Below are 24976 nucleotides of genomic sequence, written 5' to 3' on the forward strand. Positions count from 1 at the left end.
AATGGCAACTGAATTGGGCCCGACGCCGGTTAAGAAGCCGGCGTCGGGCGGGACCGAGCTCCACCACGCACCCAAGGGGGTGGGGGAGGACAACGTCATCGCCAGCCAGGGCAGGTGGGCGTCCTGGCTGCTTGCCCCCACCATCATCGCGCTGGCTGTCGTTATCGTTTACCCGATTATCAGCGCCATCGTGATGTCCTTCCAGGCCGACGCCGGCCTGGATCCGGCCACCGGCCTCTTCACCGAGGGCGGCCCGGCCGGCTTCTCGAACTACGTCAACTGGCTCGCCCAGCAGTGCACGTCGCCCGACGGCGGCACAGTGGCCTGCCCGCCGGGGACCCTGGGTTCCCAGTTCTGGTCCGCGACCGCCACGACCTTCTTCTTCACCGTCGTGACCGTGGCCCTGGAGACCGTGCTCGGGTTCTGGATGGCCATGATCATGGCCCGCACCTTCAAGGGACGCAGCCTGGTCCGCGCCGCCGTGCTGGTGCCGTGGGCCATCCCCACCGCCGTCACTGCAAAGCTGTGGCTGTTCATCTTCGCGTTTGAGGGCATCGCCAACAAGCTCTTCAACACGACCATCCTGTGGACCGGCAGCGAGTGGCCGGCCAAGTGGGCGGTCATCATCGCCGACGTCTGGAAAACGACGCCGTTCATGGCGCTGCTGATCCTGGCCGGCCTGCAGATGATTCCTGCCGAGGTGTACGAGGCAGCCAAGGTTGACGGCGCTTCGGCCTGGCAGCGGTTCCGGATGATCACCCTGCCGCTGGTGAAGCCGGCGCTGATGGTGGCCATCCTCTTCCGCACCCTCGACGCGCTGCGCATGTTCGACCTGCCGTACATCCTGACCGGCGGGGCGAACAACACCACCACGCTGTCCATCCTGGTGATCAGTCAGATCAGGCAGGGCTTCAACGTGGCGGCGGCACTGTCCACCATCACGTTCATCATCATTTTCCTTGTCGCCTTCATCTTCGTGCGCTTCCTTGGCGCGAATGTGGTGGAGCAGCAGACCGGCGCTAGTAAGGGGAAGAAATGACCACCGCCGCGACCGAGCTGCGCGCGCAGCAGGACCGGGGGCGCAAGGTCGCCCAGAACCGGGAAAAGTGGGCCCAGGGCCGGACCTACATCAGTGCCCTGGTGATCCTCGTCTGGTGCCTCGCCCCGGCCTACTGGATGGTGGTGACCGCGTTCCGCGACGTGGGGTTCACCTACGACACCTCGATCCTGCCGACGCATGTCACGCTGGACAACTTCAATACGGCGTTCGACGAGTCATTCGGGAACCACTTCCGCCAGGCGCTGATCAACAGCGTGTTCATCGGCGTCGTGGTGACCGTGGTCTCGCTGCTGATCGGCGTCTTCGCCGCGTATGCCCTAGCCCGGCTGAACTTCCGCTTCAAGTTCCTCGTGCTGGGCTTCATCCTGGGGGCCTCGATGTTCCCGGGCGTTGCCCTCATCACCCCGCTGTTCCAGCTGTTCACCAACATCGGCTGGATGGGTACCTACCAGGCCCTGATCATCCCGAACATCTCGTTCGTGCTGCCGCTGACCGTCTACACAATGACGTCGTTCTTCCGCGAAATGCCGTGGGAACTCGAGGAATCGGCGCGGGTGGACGGCTGCACGCAGGGCCAGGCGTTCCGGAAGGTGATCATGCCGCTCGCGGCGCCGGCCATCTTCACGACGGCCATTCTGGCGTTCATCTCCTCATGGAATGAATTCCTGATCGCCAGCCAGCTCTCGTCCGACGCGACCCAGCCGGTCACCGTCGCGATTGCCAGCTTCGCCGGCGCGCAGCCCAACCAGATCCCCTACACGGCGATCATGGCGGCTGGCACCATCGTGACCATCCCGCTCGTGATCCTGGTGCTGGTGTTCCAGCGCAAGATTGTGGCCGGCCTGACGGCCGGTGCCGTCAAGTGATGGTCTTGTGATGGCTGGCGGACAGAACCAGGGCGAGATCCACCCCACGCACCGCAGGGTGCGCTCGGGCGAGGACTTCGACATCATCATCGGATTCCTTGGCTTCTGGGCTGTTGTGCTGCTGGCGGTCACCGTCTGGATGGAGGTGACCGCCCAGCCTGCAGTCGGCTGGGCCCTGGGCCTGCTCGCCACGCTGCTGGCCCTGTATGGAATGATCCGGCTCCGACGGCGTCTGCCGGGCCGGACGGCAACCCGGCGGCGCTGAGGGCTGCCCTGATACCCGGGCCTGGAATAGGGACACCGGGTATCAGGGGCTTGGAAACTAGGAACGGAAGGACCGGCGCCGTGGGGGCGGCACACTAGCCGCGCTTCTCGCGGATAGCCGACAAGGGGATACGGTGGCACGGACAACTGACAGGGCGCAACGCGGCGGCCACTCCGGCGTCAGTATCGAGGACGTGGCGGCCGCCGCGGGAGTCTCCACCGCCACCGTCTCCCGGGCCGTCCGGGGGCTGCCCAGGGTCTCTCCCGCGACCCGGGAAAAGATCCTGGTCATCGCGGAAGCGCTGGGCTACGTGGCCTCCTCCTCGGCGTCGGGCCTGGCCACCGGCCGCACCAGGACCGTCGGGGTGCTGGCCCCCTTCGTGAGCCGCTGGTTCTTCTCCAAGGCCATTGAAGGGGCGGACCGGGAACTGCACGGCCGCCAATACAACCTCTCGCTGTTCAACCTGGGCGGACACGGCAGCCACCGCGAGCGGCTGTTCAGCAAGACCATGGTCTACAAGCAAATCGATGCGCTCCTGGTCCTCTGCATGGCCTTGAGCCGCGAGGAACTCGAACACCTGCAGAAGATCGACATCCCGCTGGTCGTCGTGGGCGGCCACGTGGAGGGCTGCGCCTACATCGGGATCGACGACTACGAGGCCGCCGCCACCGCAGTGCGCCACCTCGTTGGCCTGGGCCACAAGGACATAGCCCTGCTGCACGGCGACGACGAAACAGACCTGAACTTCGACGTTCCCAGGGTGCGCATCAAGGCGTTCCAGGATGTGATGGCCCAGTCCGGGCTGGACGTCCGGCCAGAATGGGACCAGTGGGGCGACTTCACCGTCCGCAGCGGCCAGGACGCGTTCAAGCGGCTGTGGGACAGCCCCGGACCGAAGCCCACCGCGATCTTCTGCGCCTCGGACGAGATGGCCATGGGGGTCATTTTTGAAGCCCGTCGGGCGGGCGTCCGGATTCCGGAGGACCTGTCCGTGGTGGGGATCGACGACCACGAATTCTCCGCCGCCGTCGGACTCACCACCGTCGGCCAGCGCCCCGACGAGCAAGCCGAGCTCGGCACCAAGATGCTGCTCGATGAGCTCGACGGGATCGCCGGGGCCGTGCGTTCCACGGTGGCCCCGCACCGGCTGATCGTGCGGGACACGACGGCGGCCCCGCTGCTTGCGGTGCCGCTCGCCCCGACTTCCGGCCAGGGATCCCGGCGGCCGTAAGCGGTCGGGGTTCGGCGCCGGCGGCGCGGGCTCAGGAAGCGCGGGCCAGCTGCCGGATCGGAATCCAGCGGGAGGCAAGCCGACGGTAGGCGGCCGCCGCTCCGGTCATGTCACCCTCGGCGAGGCACTCGATCCCCAGCCGCACGTCCATCGGGGAATCGTCCGGGTAGACCTTGTCCGCCACCGCGCCGTAATCAAGCTCCACGACCGACTCGGAGTGGAAGAGTTCCAGCCACTCGGTGAGCTGGGTGAGGTCCTCCAGCATGTCCAGGTCCGGGGCCGCGAGGGCCAGATGGGCGACGGCGTGCCGGACCCGCCCCAGGGCGGCGCCGATGGTCGCCCGGATGCGCACGGTGACAATCCGGCCGCCGGACTCCACCACGTCCGTGGGATCCGATTCCTGGAACAGGCAGAACCAGCTGAACGGGATGCCCCAGGTCGACGCGCGGGTGTGGACCCGGCCGATCCCCTCGCGCGCCTTCACCTGGTCGATGCGTTCCTGGTGCCGGTCCCGCTGCTCCTCGGGGATCAGCAGCTGCGCCAGCGGGCCGTGGATCCCCTCCATCAGGGCGTTGGCGGCGAGCCCGGCGCGGAGCACCAGCTGGCTCGGGCAGTACAGCAGCGTGGCCGGCAGGACCTCGCCGTCGCCGATTTCCTCAGCCTTGCGGGCAGCGACGTTGCTGGCGCCGGCGGACCCGCTGACGGCCAGCACGCGCACCAGGTCGGTCTGTCCGGTGGGGAAGGGATCCCCGCCGGGGCGGGTGATGCGGCCCAGGGAGGCCAGCAGTTCGGCGTTCTCCACCGCGGCGCGGGACTCCGCGCGGGCACCGGCGGTCCGCAGGGCCTCCTGCTGCTCGGCCGGGAAGGCCTCCAGCGGCTCGTAGACCCGGAGCGTGGAGGAGAACGGCAATCCGGCCTGGCCGCGGTAGAGGTTGCCCGTCATCGCGGGCCTGTACTTCCCTGGCGGGCGTCCATCAGTCGGCCAGCTCCACGATGACCGGGGCATGGTCCGAGGCGCCCTTGCCCTTGCGCTCCTCGCGGTCGATCGAGGCTCCCGAGACGCGGGCAGCCAGCGCGGGGGAGGCGAGGACGAAGTCGATCCGCATCCCCTCCTTCTTCGGGAAACGCAGCTGGGTGTAGTCCCAGTAGGTGTACACGCCCGGCCCGGGCGCGTGCGGGCGGACGACGTCGGTGAACCCGGCGTCTTCGAAGGCGTGGAAGGCCGCGCGTTCCGGTTCGCTCACGTGCGTCAGGCCCTCGGCGCGGAAGTAGTCGATGTCCCACACGTCCTCGTCCCGCGGGGCGATGTTCCAGTCACCCATCAGCGCGATCTGCGCCTCCGGGTCGGCCTGGACCCAGCCCTCGGCGTGGGCGCGGAGCGTGTCCAGCCAGCTGAGCTTGTACGGCATGTGCTCATCATCGAGCGCCCGGCCGTTGGGGACATAGAGGCTCCAGACCCGGATCCCGCCGCAGGTCGCGCCGATCGCCCGGGCCTCCTGCACCTCGTCCTTGCCGCCTTTGCCGAAGACGGGCTGGTTCATGAAGGTGCGCTCGACGTCGTCGAGCCCCACCCGCGAGGCGATGGCCACCCCGTTCCACTGGCTCAGACCGAAGTGTGCGACCTCGTAGCCCATCCGCTCGAACAGTTCCCAGGGGAAGTTGTCGTCCTTGCACTTGGTTTCCTGGATGGCCAGGACGTCACAGTCGGTGCGCTGAAGCCATGCCTCAACGCGGTCGGCACGGGCACGGAGCGAGTTCACATTCCAGGTAGCAATCTTCACAGTTCCTAATTTACCTTTCCTTGGCCCGGCGGCGGCGCGGCCGGAACGCGCCGGGCAGGGCAGGCCGCTGCGGCCTGCCACTCTGGAGATTAGTAGGAAGTCCGAGTATATTCGGGTGCAGAGATGATCTAGGTCACATGCAAAGGAGCATTCCATCATGGTTCGTGAGCTTTCCCATTACGTCGGCGGACAGCGCGTGGAGGGCACCTCGGGGCGCTTCAGCGATGTCTACGATCCCTGCACCGGCGAGGTGCAGGCCCGGCTTCCGCTGGCCAGCGCCGAGGAAGTCCGCAACGTTATCGCCAATGCGGAGAAAGGCCAGCTGGAATGGGCTGCCATGAACCCGCAGCGCCGCGGCCGGGTCCTGCTGAAGTTCGTGGACCTGGTGAACCAGAACATGGACGAGCTCGCCACCCTGCTGTCCTCCGAGCACGGCAAGACCTTCCTGGACGCCAAGGGCGACATCCAGCGCGGCATCGAAGTGGTCGAGTTTGCCGCCGGCGCCCCGCACCTGCTCAAGGGCGAGTTCTCCGACAGCGCCGGAACCGGCGTCGACGTCCACTCGATGCGTCAGCCGCTCGGCGTCGTCGCCGGCATCACGCCGTTCAACTTCCCGGCCATGATCCCGCTCTGGAAGTCCGGTCCGGCCCTGGCTGCCGGCAACTCCTTCATCCTCAAGCCCTCCGAGCGGGATCCCTCCGTGCCGCTGCGCTTGGCCGAGCTGTTCACCGAGGCCGGGCTGCCGGACGGGGTGTTCAACGTGGTCAACGGCGACAAGGAGGCCGTGGACGCGCTGCTGGAGGATCCCCGCGTCCAGGCCATCGGCTTCGTCGGCTCCACCCCGATCGCGCAGTACATCTACGCCACGGCCGCCGCGCACGGTAAGCGCGCCCAGTGCTTCGGCGGCGCCAAGAACCACATGGTGATCATGCCGGACGCGGACCTGGACATGGCTGCGGACGCCTTGATCGGCGCCGGGTTCGGCTCCGCCGGCGAACGCTGCATGGCGATCTCGGTCGCCGTCCCCGTTGGCAAGGCCACCGGCGACGCGCTCGTGGCGAAGCTGCAGGAGCGGATCGCCGGGCTCAAGGTGGGCCACAGCCTCGCCAAGGATTCGGACTTCGGCCCCGTCGTGGCCGCCTCGGCCAAGGAGCGGATCGAGGGCTACATCGCCGCCGGCGTCGAGGAAGGCGCCAGCCTGCTTACGGACGGCCGCGGCCTCAAGGTGGAGGGCTACGACGGCGGGTTCTGGGTGGGCCCGACCCTCTTTGACAACGTCACCAAGGACATGAAGATCTACCAGGAGGAGATCTTCGGCCCGGTGCTCAGCGTGCTCCGCGCCGAGGACTACGACGAGGCCCTCCGGCTCTGCAGCGAGCACGAATTCGGCAACGGCGTGGCCATCTTCACCCGCGACGGCGACGCCGCCCGCGACTTCGCCAGCCGCGTCCAGGTGGGCATGGTGGGCATCAACGTCCCGATTCCGGTGCCGATCGCCTACTACACCTTCGGCGGCTGGAAGGCGTCGGGCTTCGGCGACCTCAACCAGCACGGCGCCGACGCCTTCCGCTTCTACACCAAGACCAAGACGGTCACCACCCGCTGGCCCTCCGGCATCCGCCAGGGCGCCAGCTTCGTGATGCCGGAAGGCAGCTGATGGCGGTCCGGCCCTCCGAAGAGGCCGCCGAAGAATCCGCCGAGGTCCTCTTTGAGCGCCGCGGCCGGCTCGGCGTCATCACGCTGAACCGGCCCAAGGCCGTCAACGCGCTGACCGCCGGCATGGCGGCGGCCATGCTGGAGACGCTCACCCTCTGGGCCGACGACGACGCCGTCGCCGCCGTGCTGGTCCGCGGCGCCGGCGAGCGTGGGCTGTGCGCCGGCGGGGACATCGTCGCCATCTACCGGGACATGCAGGGCGGCGGCGACGCGACGGCGGATTTCTGGGCTGTCGAGTACCGGCTGAACCTGCTGATCTCGGACTACCCCAAGCCGTACGTGGCGTTCATGGACGGGCTGGTCCTGGGCGGCGGGGTGGGGATCTCCGCGCACGGCTCGGTCCGGATCGTCACCGAACGCACCCGGATGGGCATGCCGGAAACCACCATCGGCTTTGTGCCCGACGTCGGCGGGACGCTCCTGCTCTCCCGCTCGCCCGGCGAGACCGGTACCCACGCGGCCCTCACCGGGGCGCATCTGAGCGGCGCCGACGCGCTGTTCCTGGGCCTCGCGGACACCTTCGTGCCCTCCGGAGAGCTCGCCGAGCTGGCGGCGGCGCTGGAAGCCGAACCGGTGGACGCCGCCGTCGCACGCTTCGCCGAACCGGCCCCGCAGTCCGTTGTGGCCGCCCAGCAGGAATGGATTGACGCCTGCTACTCGTCCGACGACGCCGAGGAGATCCTTGACCGCTTGCGGACCGTGGGCGGCGAGGCCACCGACGTCGCCGAAACCATCGCGGCCAAATCCCCCACCGCGGTCAAGGTGGCGCTCGCCTCGCTGCGCCGCGCCCGCGGCCTCAGCCTGGCCGAAGCCCTGGAACAGGAATACCGGGTGGGCCTGCGGTTCCTGGCCGGCCCGGATTTCCGCGAGGGCATCCGCGCCCAGGTGGTGGACAAAGACCGCACCCCGCACTGGCAGCCAGCCAGCCTGGCCGAGGTCAGCCGCGACGACGTCGAGGCCTACTTCGCGCCGCTGGGCGAGCGTGAACTACAGCTGTCACCGCGGGCGAAGAGTTCAGAGACGAACATGGAGAAGAACAATGTCTGAGACCGCCGCGTCGGAAACCGCTGCACCCGCCCTTGGCACCATCGCCTTCCTCGGCCTGGGCCACATGGGCGGCCCGATGGCCGTGAACCTGGTCGAGGCCGGCTACACGGTGACCGGCTACGACGTGGTGCCGGCGGCGCTGGAAGCCGCCCGCGCGCACGGGATTGCCACCGCGGACACGGCCGCCGAGGCCGTCGCGGGCGCCGCCGTCGTGCTGACCATGCTGCCCGGCGGCAAACACCTGCTGGACGCCTACCGCGGCATGGATGGTGGGCCGGGCCTGCTGGCCGCCGCGGCGCCGGGGACCATGTTCCTGGACTGCTCGACCATCAACGTTGACGAGGCCCGCGAGGCCTCGGCCCTGGCGGTCGCGGCCGGCCATCGGGCCGTCGACGCCCCGGTTTCCGGCGGCGTCGTCGGGGCCGAAGCTGGAACGCTGACGTTCATGGTCGGCGCGCTGGAGGAGGACTTCGAGGCCGTCAAGCCGATGCTTGAGGTGATGGGTAAACGCGTGGTCCACTGCGGCGGGCACGGCGCCGGGCAGGCGGCCAAGATCTGCAACAACATGATCCTGGGCGTCTCGATGATCGCCGTCAGCGAGGCCTTCGTGCTCGGCGAGAAGCTCGGGCTGACACACCAGGCGCTCTTCGACGTCGCCTCCGCCGCGTCGGGGCAGTGCTGGGCGCTCACCACCAACTGCCCCGTACCCGGGCCGGTTCCGACAAGTCCCGCCAACCGCGACTACCAGCCGGGGTTCGCCGGGGCGCTGATGGCCAAGGACCTGAAGCTCGCGCTCAACGCGCTCGAAAGCACCGGCGTCGCCGCCCGGCTGGGCCCGCTGGCCTCCGAAATTTACGATACCTTTGCCGCGGAAGGCGGTGCCGGCCGGGACTTCTCCGGCATCATCACCGACATCCGGGACAAATCCGAACATCAGCCGAGGGGACAGGCATGACCGAGTACGCAAACATTCTGGTGGAGCGCCGCGGCCGCGTGGGGCTCGTGACGCTCAACCGGCCCGAGGCGCTGAACGCCCTGAACAAGGCCACCATGGACGAGCTCGTGGCCGCCGTGTCCGCGATGGACGCCGACCCCGAGGTCGGCGCCGTCGTGGTGACCGGCTCGGCCAAGGCCTTCGCGGCTGGCGCGGACATCAAGGAGATGCAGTCCAAGGGCTACATGGAGATGTACGCGGCCGACTGGTTCCGCGGCTGGGAGGACTTCACCCGGCTCCGCATTCCGGTGGTGGCGGCGGTTTCCGGCTTCGCCCTCGGCGGCGGTTGCGAACTGGCGATGATGTGCGACTTCATCATTGCGGGGGACAACGCCAAGTTCGGCCAGCCCGAAATCAACCTCGGCGTGCTCCCCGGCATGGGCGGCTCGCAGCGACTCACCCGCGCGGTGGGCAAGGCCAAGGCGATGGACATGATCCTCACCGGCCGTTTCATGGACGCCGCGGAAGCCGAGCGCGCCGGGCTCGTGTCGCGTGTGGTTCCGGCCGCCGACGTCGTGGAGGAAGCTGTCAAGGCCGCCGAAGTGATTGCCTCCAAGTCCAAGCCGGTGGCCATGGTGGCCAAGGAAGCGGTCAACGCGGCCTTCGAAACCGGGCTGGCCCAGGGCGTGCTGTTCGAACGCCGGGTGTTCCACTCGCTCTTCGCCACCGAGGACCAGAAGGAAGGCATGGCGGCCTTCAGCGAAAAGCGGCAGCCCGACTTCACCCACCGTTAGGCGGCGCCTGCTGGCCGCAGCGTTCTGATTTTCGACAGTGAGGCGGTCATGCACGCAGGCTGGGCGGAGGGAAAGACTGGGCGCCCGGGGGTGATGCGGCCGCGCTAGGCCTTGCGCTTGGCGCGGAGCACTGAATCCCGGACCGTCACCGGTGCGCCGTCGGAATCTTCCGTGGCCCGCGGCCGCGCCGTGCAGGTCACGATCTCCCAGTCATCGGGGTCCAGGTCCGCGGCGAGCTGCTCGGCGGTGAAGAGCAGTCCCGGGGCGGAGGGCCGGCGCACGCTGGTCTCCAGGTCCGAGGGGTGGTGGCCGACGATCAGCAGCGTCCCGCCCGGTGCCACCGAGGCCGCCAGCCTGCTGTACACGCCGTCGCGCTGCGGGGCTGGCAGGTGCAGAAACTGCGCCGAGACAAGGTCGAAGGTCCCGGCCGGCGGAGGCGAGGAGGTGAGGTCCTGGTGCTGCCAGGTGATGCGGGCGGCGGTTTCCGGCTCGTCTTCGAGGGCCGCGGCCGCCCGGGCCAGCGCCACAGACGAGATGTCCACCGCGGTCACCCGCCAGCCGCGCCGGGCAAGCCAGGCAGCGTCGGCGCCTTCCCCTGCCCCGACGTCGAGCGCGGAACCCGGGGCGAGATCGGCGGCCTCAGCCACCAGCTGGGGGTTCGGTTGACCGCTCCACACCGAGCCGTGCTGGCCGTGCTGGCGGTACCGCTCATCCCAGAACGATTCGTCGAATTCCATGCAGATCTCCTCCGGGCACCGTCGTACGCGGTCGGGCGCCTGCCGCTCCGGCCGCCCATCCAGTCTAGGCGCGGTGCGCGTCGGAGGAGCGGCTACGCGGCGCTGATCCCGAACAAACCGATGATCAGGGCCATCACCATCAGGGTTACGAGTTCATGGGCGCAGTTCAGCACGGTCAGGCCAACGGGGCGCCCCTCGAACGCGTCGTGCGTGATGAAGCGGGCGGCAGTGAACCCGGCCCACAGGATCAGGGCGGTGACCAGAGTGTTGGCGAGGAAGTTTCCGCCGTAGAAGTGCTGCGAGAGGGCGGCGGAGCCGGCCAGCACCCAGGCGCTGACAAAGCTGACCAACAAGGTGATCAGGATGGGCCTGACGGCGTCCCTGGCGTCCCCGCTGGGGCTGACCTTGGCGATGCGCATCCAGTAGTTGCCGAACACTTTGGGCGTGTACCAGACGGACCCGACCACCATGCTGGACAGCGTGGCCAGCAGTACCGCCCAGATGTTGATCTCCGGAATCATGGGGCTCTCCTCAGCTCCGGGCCGTCCGGTCGACGGCCCGCAAACGAAGTGTACGGCTTAGCCGCTGAAGTCCCCGGCATTGCGCCGGAAGTTGCCGAGGATCCGGATCAGCTGCTCCACATCCTGCTCCTCGAAGCCGGACTGGCCGAAGACCTCCGAGTTCAGCACCGCCGTCGCCCGCTTGGCCAGCGTGCGCCCCTCCGAGGTGAGCTCGATCAGCGTCGTCCGTCCGTCGGTGGGGTGTGGGGAGCGGAGCACCAGCCCGGCCTCCTGCAGCCGGTCGACGGCGTTGGTCACGGAGGTGGGGTGCACCTGGAGCAGGGCGCTCGCCTTGTTCATGGGCAGCGCCCCGCTGCGGGCAAAGCTGAGCAGGGCCAGCAGTTCGTAGCGCGCGAACGTCAGCCCGAACGGCTTGAGCGCGGTTTCGATCCGTGCCAGCAAGATCTGCTGGGTCCGCATGACCGCCGTGATGGCAGCCATCGGGGCGGCGACGTCGGCCCAGCCGTGCCGTTCCCAGTTCCGCTGGGCGTCGGCGATCGGATCACGCGGCAGCGGGGTGCCCATGCCTAGCCCTGCCCCTTCAGCCCGGGGAAGTCCGCCTCCGAGTACTCCGTGCCGAGGCCCTCCGGCACGCCCCCGGCCCCGTGCCGCAGCTCCTCGCTGTGCCGCAGTTCCACCCGCCGGATCTTGCCGGAAATGGTCTTGGGCAGCTCGGCGAACTCCAGCCGGCGGATCCGTTTGAACGGCGCCAGGTGCTCGCGGCAGTAGCGCAGGATGTCCTCGGCCAGCTCGGGCCCGGGTTCGTGGCCAGCCGCCAGGACCACGAAAGCCTTGGGCACGGATAGTTTGAGCGCGTCGGGGGAGGGGACGACGGCGGCCTCCGCCACCGCCGGGTGCTCGATCAGCACGCTCTCCAGCTCGAACGGGGAGAGCCGGTAGTCGGAGGACTTGAAGACGTCGTCGCCGCGGCCCACGTAGGTGATGATGCCGCGTTCGTCCCGGCTGGCCATGTCACCGGTGTGGTAGTAACCGTCACGGAAGGCCTCGGCCGTCTTTTCCGGGTCTCCGTAGTAGGCCTTCATCAACCCGACGGGCCGCGGGTCCAGGCGCAGGCACAGCTCGCCGTCGTCGGCCTCCTCCCCGGTGGCCGGGTCCACGAGGACGACGTCGTAGCCGGGCAGCGGCCGGCCCATCGCGCCGATCTTGATCGGCTGGCCCGGGGTGTTGGCGATCTGCACGGTGGACTCGGTCTGGCCGAAGCCGTCCCGGATGGTCTGGCCCCAGGCGCGGTAGACCTGGTCGATCACTTCGGCGTTGAGCGGCTCGCCGGCGGAAACCACCTTCGTGGGCGGGTTCTTGAGCAGGGTCAGGTCGGCCTGGATCAGCATCCGCCAGACCGTCGGCGGGGCGCAGAAACTCGTCACCCGCTCGCGGTCCATCTGCTCCATCAGCGCCTTCGCGTCGAATCGCTCGTAGTTGTAGATGAACACGCAAGCCTCGGCGATCCAGGGCGTGAACACGTTGGACCAGGCGTGCTTGGCCCAGCCGGGTGAGGCGACGTTCAGGTGCACGTCGCCCGGCTCCATCCCGATCCAGAACATGGTGGACAGGTGGCCCACCGGGTAGGAAGTGTGCGTGTGCTCCACAAGCTTGGCCTTGGAGGTGGTGCCGGAAGTGAAATAGAGCAGCAGGGTCTCGTCGGCCAGGGTCGGCGCGTCCGGGCTGAAGTCTTCCGCCGCGCCCGCAGCCTCGCTGTACTGCAGCGCGGCCGTGTTGATTTCGGCGTTGCCGGCGGCGTCGCCAATTTCGATCAGGCGGTAGTCGCCCGGGACGCCGGTGAACTTGTCGATGTTGGCGCTTCCGACGGCGGCCCAGCTGGCGCCGCCGCGTTCCACCCGGTCCTGCAGGTCGGCCGGACCCATCAGCGTGGTGGTGGGGATCATCACGATCCCGAGCTTGATGCCGGCCAGCATCAGTTCCCACAGCTCCACCTGGTTGCCGAGCATGATGATCATCCGGTCCCCGCGGCGCACGCCCTGGGCCCGGAGCCAGTTGGCCACCTGCGCGGAGCGCACCGAGAGGTCAGCGAAGCTGCGCCGCGTGGCCGTGCCGTCCTGTTCCACGATCACCAGGGCGGGCTTGTCCGCCTTGGCCGGATCGGCGGCGATCTGGTCGAACCAGTCCAGGGCGAAATTGAACTCCTGGAAGCGCGGCCATTCGAATTCCTGCCGGGCAGCGGCGTAGTCCCCGCGCAGGGCCAGCAGCCTATCCCTCGCGGCGCGGAATTCCTCAGTGACGGTCATGGTGCACCTTTCGCAGCCGGTCGCAGCCAGGCGGTCCGGTGGCGGCCGCCGCTGGCCTAGTGATCCACATCACTGTGCAATATACTAGGACATCCAAGGGTTTGGAAGAGCCGATGTTGCTGCCGATGCGCGGCACATTACGAAGGGATACGTGCCCGTGCAGTCACAAGGAAGTGCCGGCGGACAGACCGCCGTCAAGGCAATGGCAGGCAAGGCAATGGCAGGCGAGGCAATGGCAGGCCAGGCACCGGCGAGCCGCGGCGCCGCGGAAAGTTCGGCCCAGGCCCCGGTAACTCCGCCGTTCCCGGACGCGGACCTGATGTACATCGTGGACCTGCTGCCCCCGGACGAACGGGAGCGATACCAGGAGATCCGGGAGTTCCTGCAGACCCGGATCCGCGCCGCGTCCATCGACTACTGGAACCGCGAGGAGTTCCCCTTCGGCCTGCTCGACGAGCTGGGCAAGCACGGCCTCGGCGGCCTGCAGACGGACGGCAGCTCCAAGCTCTTCAAGGGGCTGATGTACGTCGAGGTGGCGCGCGCCGACGTCTCGCTCTCGGCGCTGGTGGGGATCCACAACGAGCTGATCGTCGGCATGATCGACGAGCTCGGCTCGGAGGAGCAGAAGGCCCGCTGGCTGCCGGGGCTCACCGCCTTCACCCAGCTCGGCGCCTTTGCCCTGACCGAGCCGGACCACGGGTCGGACATTGCCGGCGGGCTGTCCACCACGGCGCGGCTGGAGAACGGCGAATGGGTGATCACCGGAGCCAAGCGCTGGATCGGCGCCGGCACCATCGCCGACTTCGCCCTGGTCTGGGCCCGCGACGTCGCGGACCAGCAGATCAAGGGCTTCATCGTGGAGACGGACCGGCCCGGCTACACCGCCACCAAGATCGCGAACAAGATCGGCCTACGGATCATGCAGAACGCGGACATCGTCCTGGACGAGGTCCGCATCCCGGAATCCAACCTGCTGCCCGGTGCCACGGACTTCTCGCGCGCCAACGAACTGCTGCGGGACTCGCGCGCCTGGGTGGGCTGGCAGGCCGCGGGCATCCAGCTGGCCGCGTTCGACGTCGCCCGGGCCTACTCGCTGGAACGCAAGCAGTTCGGCAAAGAGCTGGCCCGCTTCCAGCTGGTCCAGCAGCAGCTGGCCGAGATCCTCGGCAACGCCAGCGTCTCGCTGGCGCTGATGGCCCAGCTGGCGCGGATCCAGCAGGAGGGCAAGCTGGAAATGGTGCAGGCCGCCATGGCAAAGTCCACCACCACCCGGCTGGCCCGGGCCTCCGTCGCGATGGGGCGCTCGCTGCTGGGGGGCAACGGGATCAGCACCGACTACGAGATGGGCAAGCTCTTCGGCGACGCCGAGATCCTCTACACCTACGAGGGCAGCTACGAGATCAACTCCTTGATCGTCGCCCGGGCCGTGACCGGGAAGTCCGCCTTCGTCTAGAGGCTGACGCAGCCGCGCTCAGGTAACGTCCTGGCGGGAGGCGCCGTAGCGCTCGCTGCGGTTGCGGCCGGCGTGCTTGGCCGCGTACAGCGCCCGGTCCGCGCAGGCCAGCAGGCTGTGGCTGCCGGCGTCGCCAAGTTCGCAGACGCCGGCGGAGACCGTGATGGAGCCGACCTCGCCGAACGGCTCCGACTCGATGGCCGCGCGGGCCCGTTCCGCCGCGAGCAGGGCCTCCGGGCCGTCAGTCCCCGGCAGCAGCCAGACGAATTCCTCCCCGCCGAAGCGGGCCACGATCTCGCCCTGGCGGGCGACGCCGCGGAGCCGGGCCGCGACATCCGCGAGCACCACATCGCCCATGAGGTGGCCAAAGGTGTCGTTGACCTTCTTGAAGTGGTCGATGTCGAGGACGACGGCGCTGAGCCTGGTCCCGCGCGTGGCCGCCAGCTCGATCTCGTGCGAGAGGTGCTGCTCCAGGGCGCGCCGGTTGGGCAGGCCGCTGAGCTGGTCCGTGGTGGCCTGCAGCTCCAGGCTGGCGCGGGCCTCGGTGTTGCCGATGGCAATCTCCACCAGTTCGGCGAACTGGGCCAGCCGTTCCAGCATCGCCTCGGTGACGCCCGTGCTGGATTTCGAGGTCAGGGTGACGACGCCCCAGAGGCTGCCGTGGACCCTGATCGGGGCGGCCGCCGCCGACTGGAAGCCTCCGGCCCGCATCTGCTCGGCGGCGGGGCCGCCTTCCGGGCCGTAGACCACCAGGGCGGGTTTGCCGGTGACCGCGACCCGGACGGTGGCCGAGGTGTCGGTGGGCGAAAAAACGTGTGTCCGGCTCAGGGTGGGCGGCAACTCCGGCGCCATCGCCACGATTTCCGCTGACAGCGCGCCGGTGAAGCGGACGACGGCGGCCGAGTCCACCTGGAAGAGGTCCCGGACGATGAACGCGACCTGCTCCGCGATGTCCGCCGGGGCGGCGTTGCGGGCGACGGCGGTGGCGATCTCGTGCAGCGCGGCCCACGTCTGTTCCTGCCGGAGCCGATCGGTGACGTCGACCGCCACCACCATGCCGGCGGTTGCGTCGTCGTCGGAGTAAACGGGACCGGCCTTCAGCCGGTAGGTGCGGGGCCCGATCTGCCGGCTCCAGGAGACCTCCTGGCCGGACAACGCGGCGCGGTAGCGGGGCTCCAGCTCATTGGCCAGGGCGCCGTCGAGCACTTCATGGATGCGCCGGCCCTCGAGCTCGTCGGCACGGTAGCCGAAGGCCTCCAGCTCCTGGCCTTCGGCGATCAGGTAGCGCAGCTCCGAATCGAAGAGCAGGACAAAAACGCCGGGGATGCTGCGGGCCAACGCCCGGTAGCGGTCCGTGTCGCGCTGCTGGCGGCGCTCGGCGAGCACCCGCTCGGTGACGTCCGTGACCATGACGAAGAAACCCTGAACCCCGCCGTCGCCGCCTTCGCCGCCGTTGCGAAGGTCCGGCATGTAGGAGACCTCGGCGAAACGCGTCGCACCTGCGGCATCCGTGAGCGTGCGCTTGAAAAGCTGCGGCTCGCCGTCGAGCACCTTGGAAATGTGGGGGTAGTTGGCCTCGTACACGGCGTCGCTGAGCAAATCTCGGATGTGGATGCCGTGCAGTTCCTCGGGGGTGACCCCGAACCACTCGCGGTACGCGTCGTTGGCCAGCCGGTTGCGCAGCCCGGAGTCCCAGTAGCCCACCATCGCCGGAATGCCGTTGAGCACGGCCCGCATCTGGGCCGGTACCTCTGGCAGCGACGGCTGCCGTGCGTTCTCCCGGGTGAGAGCGCTGTGAATATTCATTGCCCCAGTATCTATTGCGGCGACTCCTGACGGAAAACCGGGGAAGCGGCCCGTGCGGCCGTCCGGGCCGCCGTCTCTATCCCGGCCCGGTGCGCGGCCCAATCCTCGGCGGTACGCGGCGTCAGGTTTGGGTCGCCGGGCCCTTTCCCGGCCGTCCCGTCGATGAGTTCGCGGAGGATGTCCGCATGGCCCAAGTGCTGCGCCGTTTCAACGCACATATGGACCAGGATCTGCTGCAGCGTGACGTGCCGGCGGTCCCCGGCCCACCACGGAACCTCGCCCGGAGCGTCCAGCGGAAGGGCCTCAATGGTGGCGTCGGTGTGGGCAGCGGCTGCGTGGTGCAGTTCCACAATCTGCTCCCGGGTCTCGTCCGGGGTTACCCACAGATCGGCATCCGGTTCGGCACCCTCCTCCAGCCAGGGCAGGGGCTGGGCGTGGGGGCGGCCGAACACCTCGCCGAAGTAGCCGATCTCGACGCTGGCCACGTGCTTGACCAGGCCCAGGAGGTTGGTTCCGGTGGGCGTCAGGGGCCGGCGGACGTCGTACTCATCCAGACCGTCCAGCTTGGCCAGCAGTTCGGCGCGGCGCAGGCGCAGGTACCGGTGCAGAATCTCCTTCTCGTCCATGCCCGGAATCCTACCGGCCGGCCCGCCGCTTCAGGGCATGAAGCGGTAGCCGATCCCGGCCTCCGTGAGCAGGTGCCGGGGCGCGGCGGCGTCCGGTTCCAGCTTGCGGCGGAGCTGGGCCATGTACACGCGAAGGTAGTTGGTTTCCTTCGCGTAGGCCGGGCCCCACACCTCGGACAACAGCTGTTGCTGGGTGACGAGTTTCTCCGGGTTACGGACCAGCACCGACAGGATGTTCCATTCCGTCGGGGTCAGGCGGACGTCCTCGCCGTCGCGCGTGACCCGGCGCTTGCCGAGGTCCACGGTGAAGGCGTCGGTCGTGACCACCGGTTCGTGATCCGGATCGGCGCTGCGGCGCAGCAGCGCGCGCAGCCGGGCCAGCAGTTCATCCAGCCCGAAAGGCTTCGTGATGTAGTCGTCCGCGCCAGCATCCAGGGCCTGGACTTTGTCCTCCGAGCCATGGCGGGCCGACAACACCAGCACGGGAACCTGGCTCCAGCTGCGCAGTTCGCGGATCACCGAAGTTCCGTCCATATCGGGCAGCCCAAGGTCCAGGATGACAAGCGCCAAGGGGTGCTGGCTGGCCGCCAGCAGTGCCGAGTGGCCGTCCGCCGCGGTCGTCACGTCGTAGCCGTGCGCCTGCAGCGTGATCCGCAGGGCCCTGAGCAGATGCGGGTCGTCATCGACCACCAGGACGGCGGTCATCCGGCGTCCGGCCCGGACGCAGCGACCGGCAGTGAATGACTCCGGCGCGACACGGCCGACTGCGGTTCCAAGGGTGCTTGCTGGTGTCGCGCCTCGAACGGCGCGCCAGTGGAGAGCGGAAGCCGGATGACCATGGTCAGGCCGCCGCCCGGGGTGGCCTCGGCGCTCAGGGTTCCGCCCATGGCGTCCGTGAAACCCTTCGCCACGGCCAGACCGAGGCCGATGCCGCTAGTCCGCGGGGCGTCGTCCAGACGCTGGAACGGCCGGAACATTTCCACGACCCTCTCTGCCGGAATCCCTCGGCCGTGGTCAATGATGCGCAGCTCTCCGGCCGGATGTCCCTCGAGAGTCACCGGACTCAGGCCCCCTCCTGCCCCAACGAGGACAATGTCGGAATCCGGCGCATATTTCACCGCGTTCTCGACGACATTGGCGATGACACGCTCCAGCATGCCCGGGTCCGCATCCACCTCGGGCATGTTGGCAGGCAGTTCGACCCGGACGCGCCCTTCCGGCACCCCCCGCAGGGCATCCGGGACCACCTCAGACCAGCGCACCGGCCGGAGTAAGGGGGTGGCGGCGTCGGCGCTGATGCGGGACATATCCAGGAGGTTGCCCACCAAAGCGTCCAGCCGGTCGGAGCATTCCTCGATGGTGGCCAGCAGCTCTTGTTGCTCCTCCTGCGTGTAGCGGGCGCCGTCATGGCGCAGGCCGCCGACGGCGAGTTTGATGCCGGCCAGGGGAGTGCGGAGGTCGTGGGAAACAGCGCGCAAAATAGACGTGCGGATCGTGTTGCTTTCGGCTAGGCGCAGCATCTGCCGGCGGCTGGCCACGAGCTGCTGGCGCTCCAGTTGCGCGGCAAGATGGACGCCGAAGGCTGCCAACAAGCGCCGGTCGCTGGCCGGCAGGATCCGGCCAAACAGCACGAGGCGTGTGGACGCGTCAATCTCCTCGATGTTCTCGCCGTTGACGCCGCCGCGGTCGGTGTCGGCCTCGGAAAGTTCCCCGGCCGCGCCTGTGAGGCGCCACCGCCGATCATCTGCGCCAGCCGGGCCGGCCTCGCCCCCCGAATCGTCGAGGCTGAAGACGGCCGCCCCGCGGACCTGGAAGACGCCCAGCGATTGCTCCAGGAGGGCATGGAGCATGTCATCCGAACCGGCTGCACTCCGGGCCAGGTCGCTGAGGGTGGTGGCTTCCGCGCGGGCGCGCGCGGCCTCCTTGGAGCGCCGGGCGGACAGGTCGACGACGACGGCCACCGCCGCCGAAACGCCCACAAACACCAGCAGGGCCAGGAGGTTCTGCGGATCGCTGATGGTGAGGTTCCCCACCGGCGGGGTTGAGAAGTAGTTCACCAGAAGGCTGCTCCAAAGCGCGGCGAGAATGGCCGGCCAGAGCCCACCGACTAGCGCCACCGCAATCGAGCCGCTCAGCTGGACCAGCATCACGGTGGCCACGTTCCGTTCCGGGTTGACGAACAGCAGGATGAGCTGCAGCACGGCCGGGAGCGCGACGGCCAGGACGAACCCCACCGTCACCCGGACACGCCCCAGATCGCGTTGCCGGGACGGCAACGTGCCACGCCCGCCGAGCGGGTGCGAGACCATGTGGACGTCGATATCGCCGGAATCCCGAACCACCCGCGTGCCGACGCCTCCGCCAAGCAGGTTTTCCAGCAGGGCGGACACCTTTTTGCGCCGGGAGATGCCAACGACGATCTGGGTGGCATTGACGCTCCGGGCGAAGTCCAGCAACGCCCCCGCAGGATCCTCGCCCGTCACAATGTGGTAGCTGCCACCGAGGTCCAAGAGCAAATGGCGTTGGGCTTCGAGCGCCTGGGGGGACTCATGGGCCACCCCGTCTGCCACCCGGACATGCACCGCCAGCAGGTCACCGCCGTTGACCCGGTTGAGGATCCTGGCGCCGCGGCGAATCAGGACCTCGCCTTCAGGTCCGCCGGTGAGCCCCACCACGATTCTTTCCCGGGCCGGCCAGCTTTCCTCGATGCCCTGTTCCGCCCGGTATTTGGCGAGGCCCTCGTCCACGCGATCGGCCAGCCACAGCAGCGCCAGTTCCCTCAGCGCAGTCAGGTTCCCCAGCCGAAAGTAATTCGACAGGGCGGCGTCGATCTTCTCGGGGGCGTAGATCTTGCCGTCGCCCAGGCGCTGCCGGAGCAACTCCGGGGAGATGTCCACCAGATGGATCTGATCGGCCCGGCGCACCACCTCGTCGGGCACTGTCTCGGCCTGGCGGACGTCGGTGATCGCGCTGACGACGTCCCCCAGCGAGGCGAGGTGCTGGATGTTAACGGTGGATAGGACATCGATTCCCGCCTCGAGCAGCTCGTCGACGTCCTGCCAGCGTTTGGGGTTACGGCTGCCGGGCACGTTGGAGTGGGCGTACTCGTCCACGATTGCCATCCCCGGTGCCCGGGCCAGCACGGCGTCAAGGTCCATTTCTTCAAACTCGGTACCCCGGTAGCTCAATCGCCGGGGAGGAATGACCTCCAGGCCTTGCAGCAACGCACGGGTCTCGCTGCGACCGTGGTCCAGGGCAAACGCGACGACGACGTCCGCGCCGCGCTCGCCGAGCCGGTGTGCCTCTTCGAGCATCTCGTAGGTCTTGCCGACCCCGGGCGCTGCCCCCAGGAAAATACGCAGCGTTCCACGTGCCATGCCGTCATTCTCTCACTTGGATTGTGCCGGCTGCGATGCCTGCGACGCGGCAGCGACTGCCAGGTTCAAGGACGTCACGTTGACCGATGGCTGTCCCAGGAACGCGGTTATCCCGCTGCTGGTGTGCCGCTCCACGAGCGACGCCACTTGGTCGGGGTTCAGCCCGTGGGCCGAAGCGACGCGCGAAACCTGCAACCTCGCGTACTCGGGGGAGATGTCCGGGTCCAGCCCAGAGCCGCTGGCCGTGATGGCGTCGGCCGGAACAGCGGATTCGCTGATGCCTTCGGCGGAGGCGACGGTGGTCCGGTTGGCCTTCACAGCCGCCAGGAGCTTGGGATCATTGGGGCCGAGGTTGGTGGCTGAGGACGACGCCGGATCCCACATTACGGCCGAGGGCCGGGCGTGGAACCACTCGGGGTCCTGGGCGCCGGAATCGTCGGCCGAGGCCTGGGCAATCAGGGCCGACGCGGCCGGGGCGCCGGCACCGTCTTTGATGATGGAGCCATTGGCCTGGTAGGGGGCGATGAGCTGTCCGACGCCGAGCACGGCTAGGGGGTACGCCACGCCGAGGACCAGTGTGGCGAGGAGTAGGAACCGCAGGGCGGTTCCGGCCTGGCGGAGATAGCCGGTCAGTGTGTTCATGGATTTTCCTAGCCGATTCCGGGGATGAGGGAAATGATGAGGTCGATGATCTTGATGCCGATGAATGGGGCGATCAGCCCGCCGAGGCCATAGATCAGCAGGTTCCGTCCCAGTGCCTGGTTGGCGGAGACGGCACGGTATTTGACGCCGCGCAGTGCCAGCGGGACCAGGGCGATGATGATCAGGGCGTTGAAGATCACGGCGGACAGGATGGCCGAGGACGGTGTGGCCAGGCCCATGATGTTCAGCAGTCCGAGCCCGGGGAAGGCGGCGGTGAACAGGGCCGGGACGATCGCGAAGTACTTGGCGACGTCGTTGGCGACCGAGAAGGTGGTCAGGGCGCCGCGGGTGATGAGCAGCTGCTTGCCGATGCCGACGATATTGATGAGCTTGGTGGGGTCCGAGTCGAGGTCCACCATGTTGGCGGCGTCCTTTGCGGCAGGGGTTCCGGAGTTCATGGCGACGCCGACGTCCGCCGCCGCCAGTGCAGGGGCGTCGTTGGTGCCGTCCCCGGTCATCGCCACGAGCCTGCCCGCGGCCTGCTCCTTTTTGATGACCGCGAGCTTGTCCTCAGGGGTTGCCTCGGCCAGGAAATCATCGACCCCGGCCTCGGCAGCGATCGCCTTGGCAGTGATGGGGTTGTCACCGGTGATCATCACGGTCCGGATGCCCATCTTCCGCAGCTCGGCGAAACGGGCATGCATGCCCGGTTTGACGACATCGGCGAGGTGGATGGTCCCGAGGACGTCCGCGCGACCGTCCTTACCCACCTGGGCGACCAGCAGGGGCGTGCCGCCCTGGGCTGAAATTTCCTTCACCCGGTGGTCCACCTCGGCCGGGGTGTGTCCGCCGTACTCGGCCACGAAGGCGGCGACCGTGGAGGCGGCGCCCTTGCGGATCTGGAGCCCATCAATATCCAGCCCACTCATGCGCGTGCTGGCGCTGAAGGGCACCACCGCAAAATCGCCGGAGCTGCGTTCCAGGGTGGCCAGATCGGACCCGGTCACGCCCTTGTCCGCGGCAAGATCCACGATGGAGCGTCCCTCGGGGGTTTCGTCGGCCAGACTGCAGACCCGGGCCGATTCGATCAGCTGGGTCCGCTCCACATGGTTGGCGGGGAAAAAATTGACGGCGCGGCGGTTGCCATAGGTGATGGTTCCGGTCTTATCCAGCAGCAGCGTGGTGATGTCCCCGGCGGTTTCCACGGCGCGGCCGGAGGTGGCCAGTACGTTGTGCTGGACCAGTCGGTCCATGCCGGCGATGCCGATCGCCGGGACCAGCGCGCCAATGGTGGTAGGGATCAGGCAGACCAGCAGCGCGACCAGCACGATCGGGGACGGGGTGGCCCCGGCCAGGGCCGCGAACGGAGCCAGCGACATGGTCACGGCCAGGAACACAATGGTCAAAGACACCAGCAGCACGTGCAGGGCGATTTCGTTGGGCGTCTTCTGTCGCACGGCACCTTCGACCAGCTTGATCATCCGATCGATGAATGTCTGTCCGGGCTCGGCGGTGATCCGGATGACAATCCGGTCCGACAGGACCCTGGTACCGCCGGTCACGGAGGACCGGTCGCCGCCGGATTCCCGGATCACCGGGGCCGATTCGCCGGTAATGGTCGATTCGTCAACGCTCGCCAGACCCTCGATGATTTCCCCGTCGGAGGGAATCACGTCCCCGGCTTCGCAGATGACGATGTCATTCAGCCGCAACTCCGTGCCGGGGACGTCCTTGGTGGTGCCGTCGGACTGCCTGAGCCGGGCGTGGACTCCTTTGCGGCTGGCCCGGAGGCTGTCGGCCTGGGCCTTGCCCCTGCCCTCGGCGATTGACTCCGAGAGCGTGCCGAACAGCACGGTCAGCCACAGCCAGACGGTGACCGCGATGCCGAACACGCTCGGCCGGTACAGGCAGATCGCCGTGCACAGGGCGGCCCCGACCAGCACGGTGAACATCACGGGCGAATGGATCATCTGGCGCGGCGAGAGCTTCCGGACCGCGAGCGGCAGCGCGGCCGCGACGGACGTGAGCGTAAGTTTGGCCGGGGCCTGGGTGTGGTGTTTGTGTTCGCCCGGGGTGCCTAGGGGGTTGCCGTCGGCGTAGGTCTGGGCGTCGGTGTCCGAGGCTGATGCCGTGCTGGACCGGGTCATTTGAGGAGTCCTTCTGCGAGGGGGCCCAGGGCAAGGGCAGGGAAGTAGCTCAGGGCGGTGAAAATCACTGTCACGCCCAGCAGCAGGCCGGCGAACAGGGGGCCGTGGGTGGGAACGGTACCGGCGGAGGCGGGAATCTTGACCTGCCTAGCCAGGGACCCGGCCAGGGCGAGGACCAGAACGATCGGGAGGAACCGGCCCAACAGCATCGCCAGGCCCATCATGACCGACAGGAAGGGGCCGGAGGTGGTGATGCCGCCGAAGGCGGAGCCGTTGTTGTTGGCACCGGAGGTGAACGCGTAGAGCACTTCACTGAACTGGTGCGGCCCGGATGCCGGGGCATTGGCCATGATATCGGGCAGTATGACGGTGATGCCGGACAGGGCCAGCACCAGGGTCGGGGTGACCAGGATGTACATGGCGGCCAGCTTCATTTCGGTCGGGCCGATCTTCTTGCCCAGGTACTCGGGGGTGCGTCCGACCATGAGGCCGGCGATGAAGACGGAGATGATGGAGAGGATCAGCAGGCCGTAGAGCCCGGATCCGGTGCCGCCGGGGGCGACTTCGCCGAGCATCATGTTCACCATGGCCACTCCGCCGGCCAGCGGAGGCAGGGAATCGTGAGCGACGTTGATCGCCCCGGTGGAGGTCAGCGTGGTGGACGTGGCGAAGATCGCGCTCGGCACCGGACCGAGGCGTTGTTCGAAGCCTTCGCCCAGGCCGCCCGCGGCCGCCGTCGCGGTTCCTTGGCCGGCTGCCGTGGCCCAGCCCATCAGGGCGGTGGAGGCCAGCCAGAGGATGCCCATAACGGCGGCCACCGTGTAGCCCTGCTTCTGGTCCCCCACCATCCGGCCGAAGGCGTAGGGCAGCGCCGAAGGGATGAGCAGGATCAAGAACACCTGGAAGAGACTGATGAAAGCATTGGGGTTTTCGAACGGGTGGGCGGAATTGGCATTGAAGTAGCCGCCGCCGTTGGTCCCCAACACTTTGATGGCTTCCTGGGAGGCGACGGGCCCGCCTGGAATGACCTGGGAGACTCCCGAAGCCTGGTTCACGACCTCGGTGGACCAAAAGTTCTGCACCACACCGCCCAGGACCATCACCACCGCGCCGACGAGCGCGATCGGCAGCAGCACCCGGAACGAGGTCCGGGCCAGGTCCACCCAGAAGTTGCCCAGCCGGTCGGTGCGCGTGCGGGCGATGCCCCGGATCAGGGCGACGACGACGACGATGCCGACCGCCGCGGAGAGGAAGTTTTGGACCGCCAACAGGGCCATCTGCACGAAGATACCGACCGTGGTCTCCGGTACGTAGGTTTGCCAGTTCGTGTTGGTCACGAAGGAAATGGCGGTATTCATCGCAATCCACGGGTCCACGCCGGGGAGAGATCCGCTGCCCGGCAGGATGCCCTGCAGCCGCTGGAGTCCGAAGACCATCAGGATGGACACCGCCGAGAAAGCGAGGACGCTGCGAAGGTACACGGGCCACGTCTGCTCGGTGCCGGCGTCGATCCCGGCGAGCCGGTAGAACAGGCGCTCGGGCCGGTTGGACGTTGTGCCCTCGAATGCTCGGGCCAGGTAGATCCCCAGGGGCTTGTGAAGGGCGGCGAGGACCACCACCAGAGCGGTGACTTGGATAATGAATGAGGCGGTATTGAACGTCATCTGCGC

At 68.2% G+C, this 24976-nt stretch carries 22 protein-coding genes; 9 read left to right on the forward strand and 13 right to left on the reverse strand.

The features are described from left to right. Position 1: 1 nt before the first annotated feature. From HNO80_RS07010 to HNO80_RS07025, 4 genes are all read left to right on the forward strand, one after another. Positions 2 to 1039 carry a carbohydrate ABC transporter permease gene (locus tag HNO80_RS07010; protein WP_175322130.1) on the forward strand — a complete coding sequence of 346 codons (1038 nt, stop codon included), beginning with the start codon at positions 2 to 4 and terminating at the stop codon, positions 1037 to 1039. Further along, positions 1036 to 1926 carry a carbohydrate ABC transporter permease gene (locus tag HNO80_RS07015; RefSeq protein ID WP_175322131.1) on the forward strand — a complete coding sequence of 297 codons (891 nt, stop codon included), beginning with the start codon at positions 1036 to 1038 and terminating at the stop codon, positions 1924 to 1926. Before HNO80_RS07010 ends, HNO80_RS07015 begins: the two co-directional genes overlap by 4 nt. Positions 1927 to 1936: 10 nt before the next feature. After that, positions 1937 to 2191, forward strand: a complete 255-nt coding sequence (locus HNO80_RS07020) for a hypothetical protein (protein WP_175322132.1) — start codon at positions 1937 to 1939, stop codon at positions 2189 to 2191. 133 nt (positions 2192 to 2324) lie between these two features. Continuing rightward, positions 2325 to 3422, forward strand: coding sequence for a LacI family DNA-binding transcriptional regulator (locus tag HNO80_RS07025; protein ID WP_175322133.1), 1098 nt, complete (start codon positions 2325 to 2327; stop codon positions 3420 to 3422). A gap of 31 nt (positions 3423 to 3453) precedes the next feature. Here the strand turns inward: HNO80_RS07025 and HNO80_RS07030 are convergent, their stop codons facing one another. Then, on the reverse strand, positions 3454 to 4365 hold the full coding sequence (locus tag HNO80_RS07030; RefSeq protein ID WP_175322134.1) for a DUF8083 family protein: 912 nt from the start codon (positions 4363 to 4365) through the stop codon (positions 3454 to 3456). Positions 4366 to 4396: 31 nt separating this feature from the next. Beyond that, complete coding sequence (locus tag HNO80_RS07035; RefSeq protein ID WP_175322135.1) at positions 4397 to 5203, reverse strand: exodeoxyribonuclease III; 807 nt, start codon at positions 5201 to 5203, stop codon at positions 4397 to 4399. Positions 5204 to 5360: 157 nt separating this feature from the next. On the opposite strand from HNO80_RS07035, the gene HNO80_RS07040 reads away from it, so the two are divergent. Genes HNO80_RS07040 through HNO80_RS07055 form a run of 4 tightly spaced genes read left to right on the forward strand, consistent with a single transcriptional unit; the run spans position 5361 to position 9694 of the window. Further along, on the forward strand, positions 5361 to 6860 hold the full coding sequence (locus HNO80_RS07040; protein WP_175322136.1) for a CoA-acylating methylmalonate-semialdehyde dehydrogenase: 1500 nt from the start codon (positions 5361 to 5363) through the stop codon (positions 6858 to 6860). After that, positions 6860 to 7966, forward strand: coding sequence for an enoyl-CoA hydratase/isomerase family protein (locus HNO80_RS07045; protein ID WP_175322137.1), 1107 nt, complete (start codon positions 6860 to 6862; stop codon positions 7964 to 7966). Before HNO80_RS07040 ends, HNO80_RS07045 begins: the two co-directional genes overlap by 1 nt. Beyond that, positions 7959 to 8921 (forward strand): 3-hydroxyisobutyrate dehydrogenase, encoded by a 963-nt coding sequence (mmsB, locus tag HNO80_RS07050; RefSeq protein WP_175322138.1) that lies wholly within the window; start codon positions 7959 to 7961, stop codon positions 8919 to 8921. Before HNO80_RS07045 ends, mmsB begins: the two co-directional genes overlap by 8 nt. Then, positions 8918 to 9694, forward strand: a complete 777-nt coding sequence (locus tag HNO80_RS07055; RefSeq protein ID WP_175322139.1) for an enoyl-CoA hydratase — start codon at positions 8918 to 8920, stop codon at positions 9692 to 9694. The genes mmsB and HNO80_RS07055 overlap by 4 nt, the downstream gene beginning before the upstream one ends. 104 nt (positions 9695 to 9798) lie before the next feature. Here the strand turns inward: HNO80_RS07055 and HNO80_RS07060 are convergent, their stop codons facing one another. The 4 genes from HNO80_RS07060 to HNO80_RS07075 all read right to left on the reverse strand — a co-directional run bounded on the left by HNO80_RS07060 (position 9799) and on the right by HNO80_RS07075 (position 13255). Further along, positions 9799 to 10431, reverse strand: coding sequence for a class I SAM-dependent methyltransferase (locus tag HNO80_RS07060; protein ID WP_175322140.1), 633 nt, complete (start codon positions 10429 to 10431; stop codon positions 9799 to 9801). 92 nt (positions 10432 to 10523) lie between these two features. Then, on the reverse strand, positions 10524 to 10952 hold the full coding sequence (locus tag HNO80_RS07065) for a DUF1761 domain-containing protein (RefSeq protein ID WP_175322141.1): 429 nt from the start codon (positions 10950 to 10952) through the stop codon (positions 10524 to 10526). A 57-nt stretch (positions 10953 to 11009) separates the two neighbouring features. Beyond that, entirely contained in the window at positions 11010 to 11516 is a 507-nt protein-coding gene (locus HNO80_RS07070; RefSeq protein ID WP_175322142.1) for a MarR family winged helix-turn-helix transcriptional regulator, read from the reverse strand. A 2-nt stretch (positions 11517 to 11518) separates the two neighbouring features. After that, on the reverse strand, positions 11519 to 13255 hold the full coding sequence (locus HNO80_RS07075; RefSeq protein WP_175322143.1) for an AMP-binding protein: 1737 nt from the start codon (positions 13253 to 13255) through the stop codon (positions 11519 to 11521). A 232-nt stretch (positions 13256 to 13487) separates the two neighbouring features. Here HNO80_RS07075 and HNO80_RS07080 point away from each other — a divergent pair, with 232 nt between their 5' ends. Further along, positions 13488 to 14708, forward strand: coding sequence for an acyl-CoA dehydrogenase family protein (locus HNO80_RS07080; RefSeq protein ID WP_502707829.1), 1221 nt, complete (start codon positions 13488 to 13490; stop codon positions 14706 to 14708). An 18-nt stretch (positions 14709 to 14726) separates the two neighbouring features. Here HNO80_RS07080 and HNO80_RS07085 read toward each other — a convergent pair whose 3' ends face one another. Genes HNO80_RS07085 through kdpA form a run of 7 tightly spaced genes read right to left on the reverse strand, consistent with a single transcriptional unit; the run spans position 14727 to position 24970 of the window. Further along, the gene (locus tag HNO80_RS07085) at positions 14727 to 16514 is read right to left on the reverse strand and encodes a sensor domain-containing diguanylate cyclase (protein WP_175322144.1); all 1788 of its coding nucleotides are present in this window, start codon (positions 16512 to 16514) and stop codon (positions 14727 to 14729) included. A gap of 11 nt (positions 16515 to 16525) precedes the next feature. Continuing rightward, positions 16526 to 17140: a DinB family protein gene (locus HNO80_RS07090; protein ID WP_175322145.1), complete on the reverse strand. Its 615-nt coding sequence runs from the start codon at positions 17138 to 17140 to the stop codon at positions 16526 to 16528. Positions 17141 to 17170: 30 nt separating this feature from the next. Further along, a complete protein-coding gene (locus HNO80_RS07095) occupies positions 17171 to 17845 on the reverse strand; it encodes a response regulator (protein ID WP_175322146.1) in 675 nt (224 codons plus the stop codon). Then, positions 17842 to 20517, reverse strand: a complete 2676-nt coding sequence (locus HNO80_RS07100; protein ID WP_175322147.1) for a DUF4118 domain-containing protein — start codon at positions 20515 to 20517, stop codon at positions 17842 to 17844. The genes HNO80_RS07095 and HNO80_RS07100 overlap by 4 nt, the downstream gene beginning before the upstream one ends. A 12-nt stretch (positions 20518 to 20529) precedes the next feature. After that, entirely contained in the window at positions 20530 to 21159 is a 630-nt protein-coding gene (gene kdpC, locus HNO80_RS07105; protein WP_175322148.1) for a K(+)-transporting ATPase subunit C, read from the reverse strand. An 8-nt stretch (positions 21160 to 21167) separates the two neighbouring features. Then, entirely contained in the window at positions 21168 to 23306 is a 2139-nt protein-coding gene (kdpB, locus tag HNO80_RS07110; protein WP_175322149.1) for a potassium-transporting ATPase subunit KdpB, read from the reverse strand. Continuing rightward, the gene (gene kdpA / locus HNO80_RS07115) at positions 23303 to 24970 is read right to left on the reverse strand and encodes a potassium-transporting ATPase subunit KdpA (protein ID WP_175322150.1); all 1668 of its coding nucleotides are present in this window, start codon (positions 24968 to 24970) and stop codon (positions 23303 to 23305) included. The genes kdpB and kdpA overlap by 4 nt, the downstream gene beginning before the upstream one ends. Between the last annotated feature and the right edge of the window lie 6 nt (positions 24971 to 24976).

The organism is Arthrobacter sp. C9C5, assembly GCF_013359735.1.
Classification (GTDB): Bacteria; Actinomycetota; Actinomycetes; order Actinomycetales; family Micrococcaceae; genus Arthrobacter.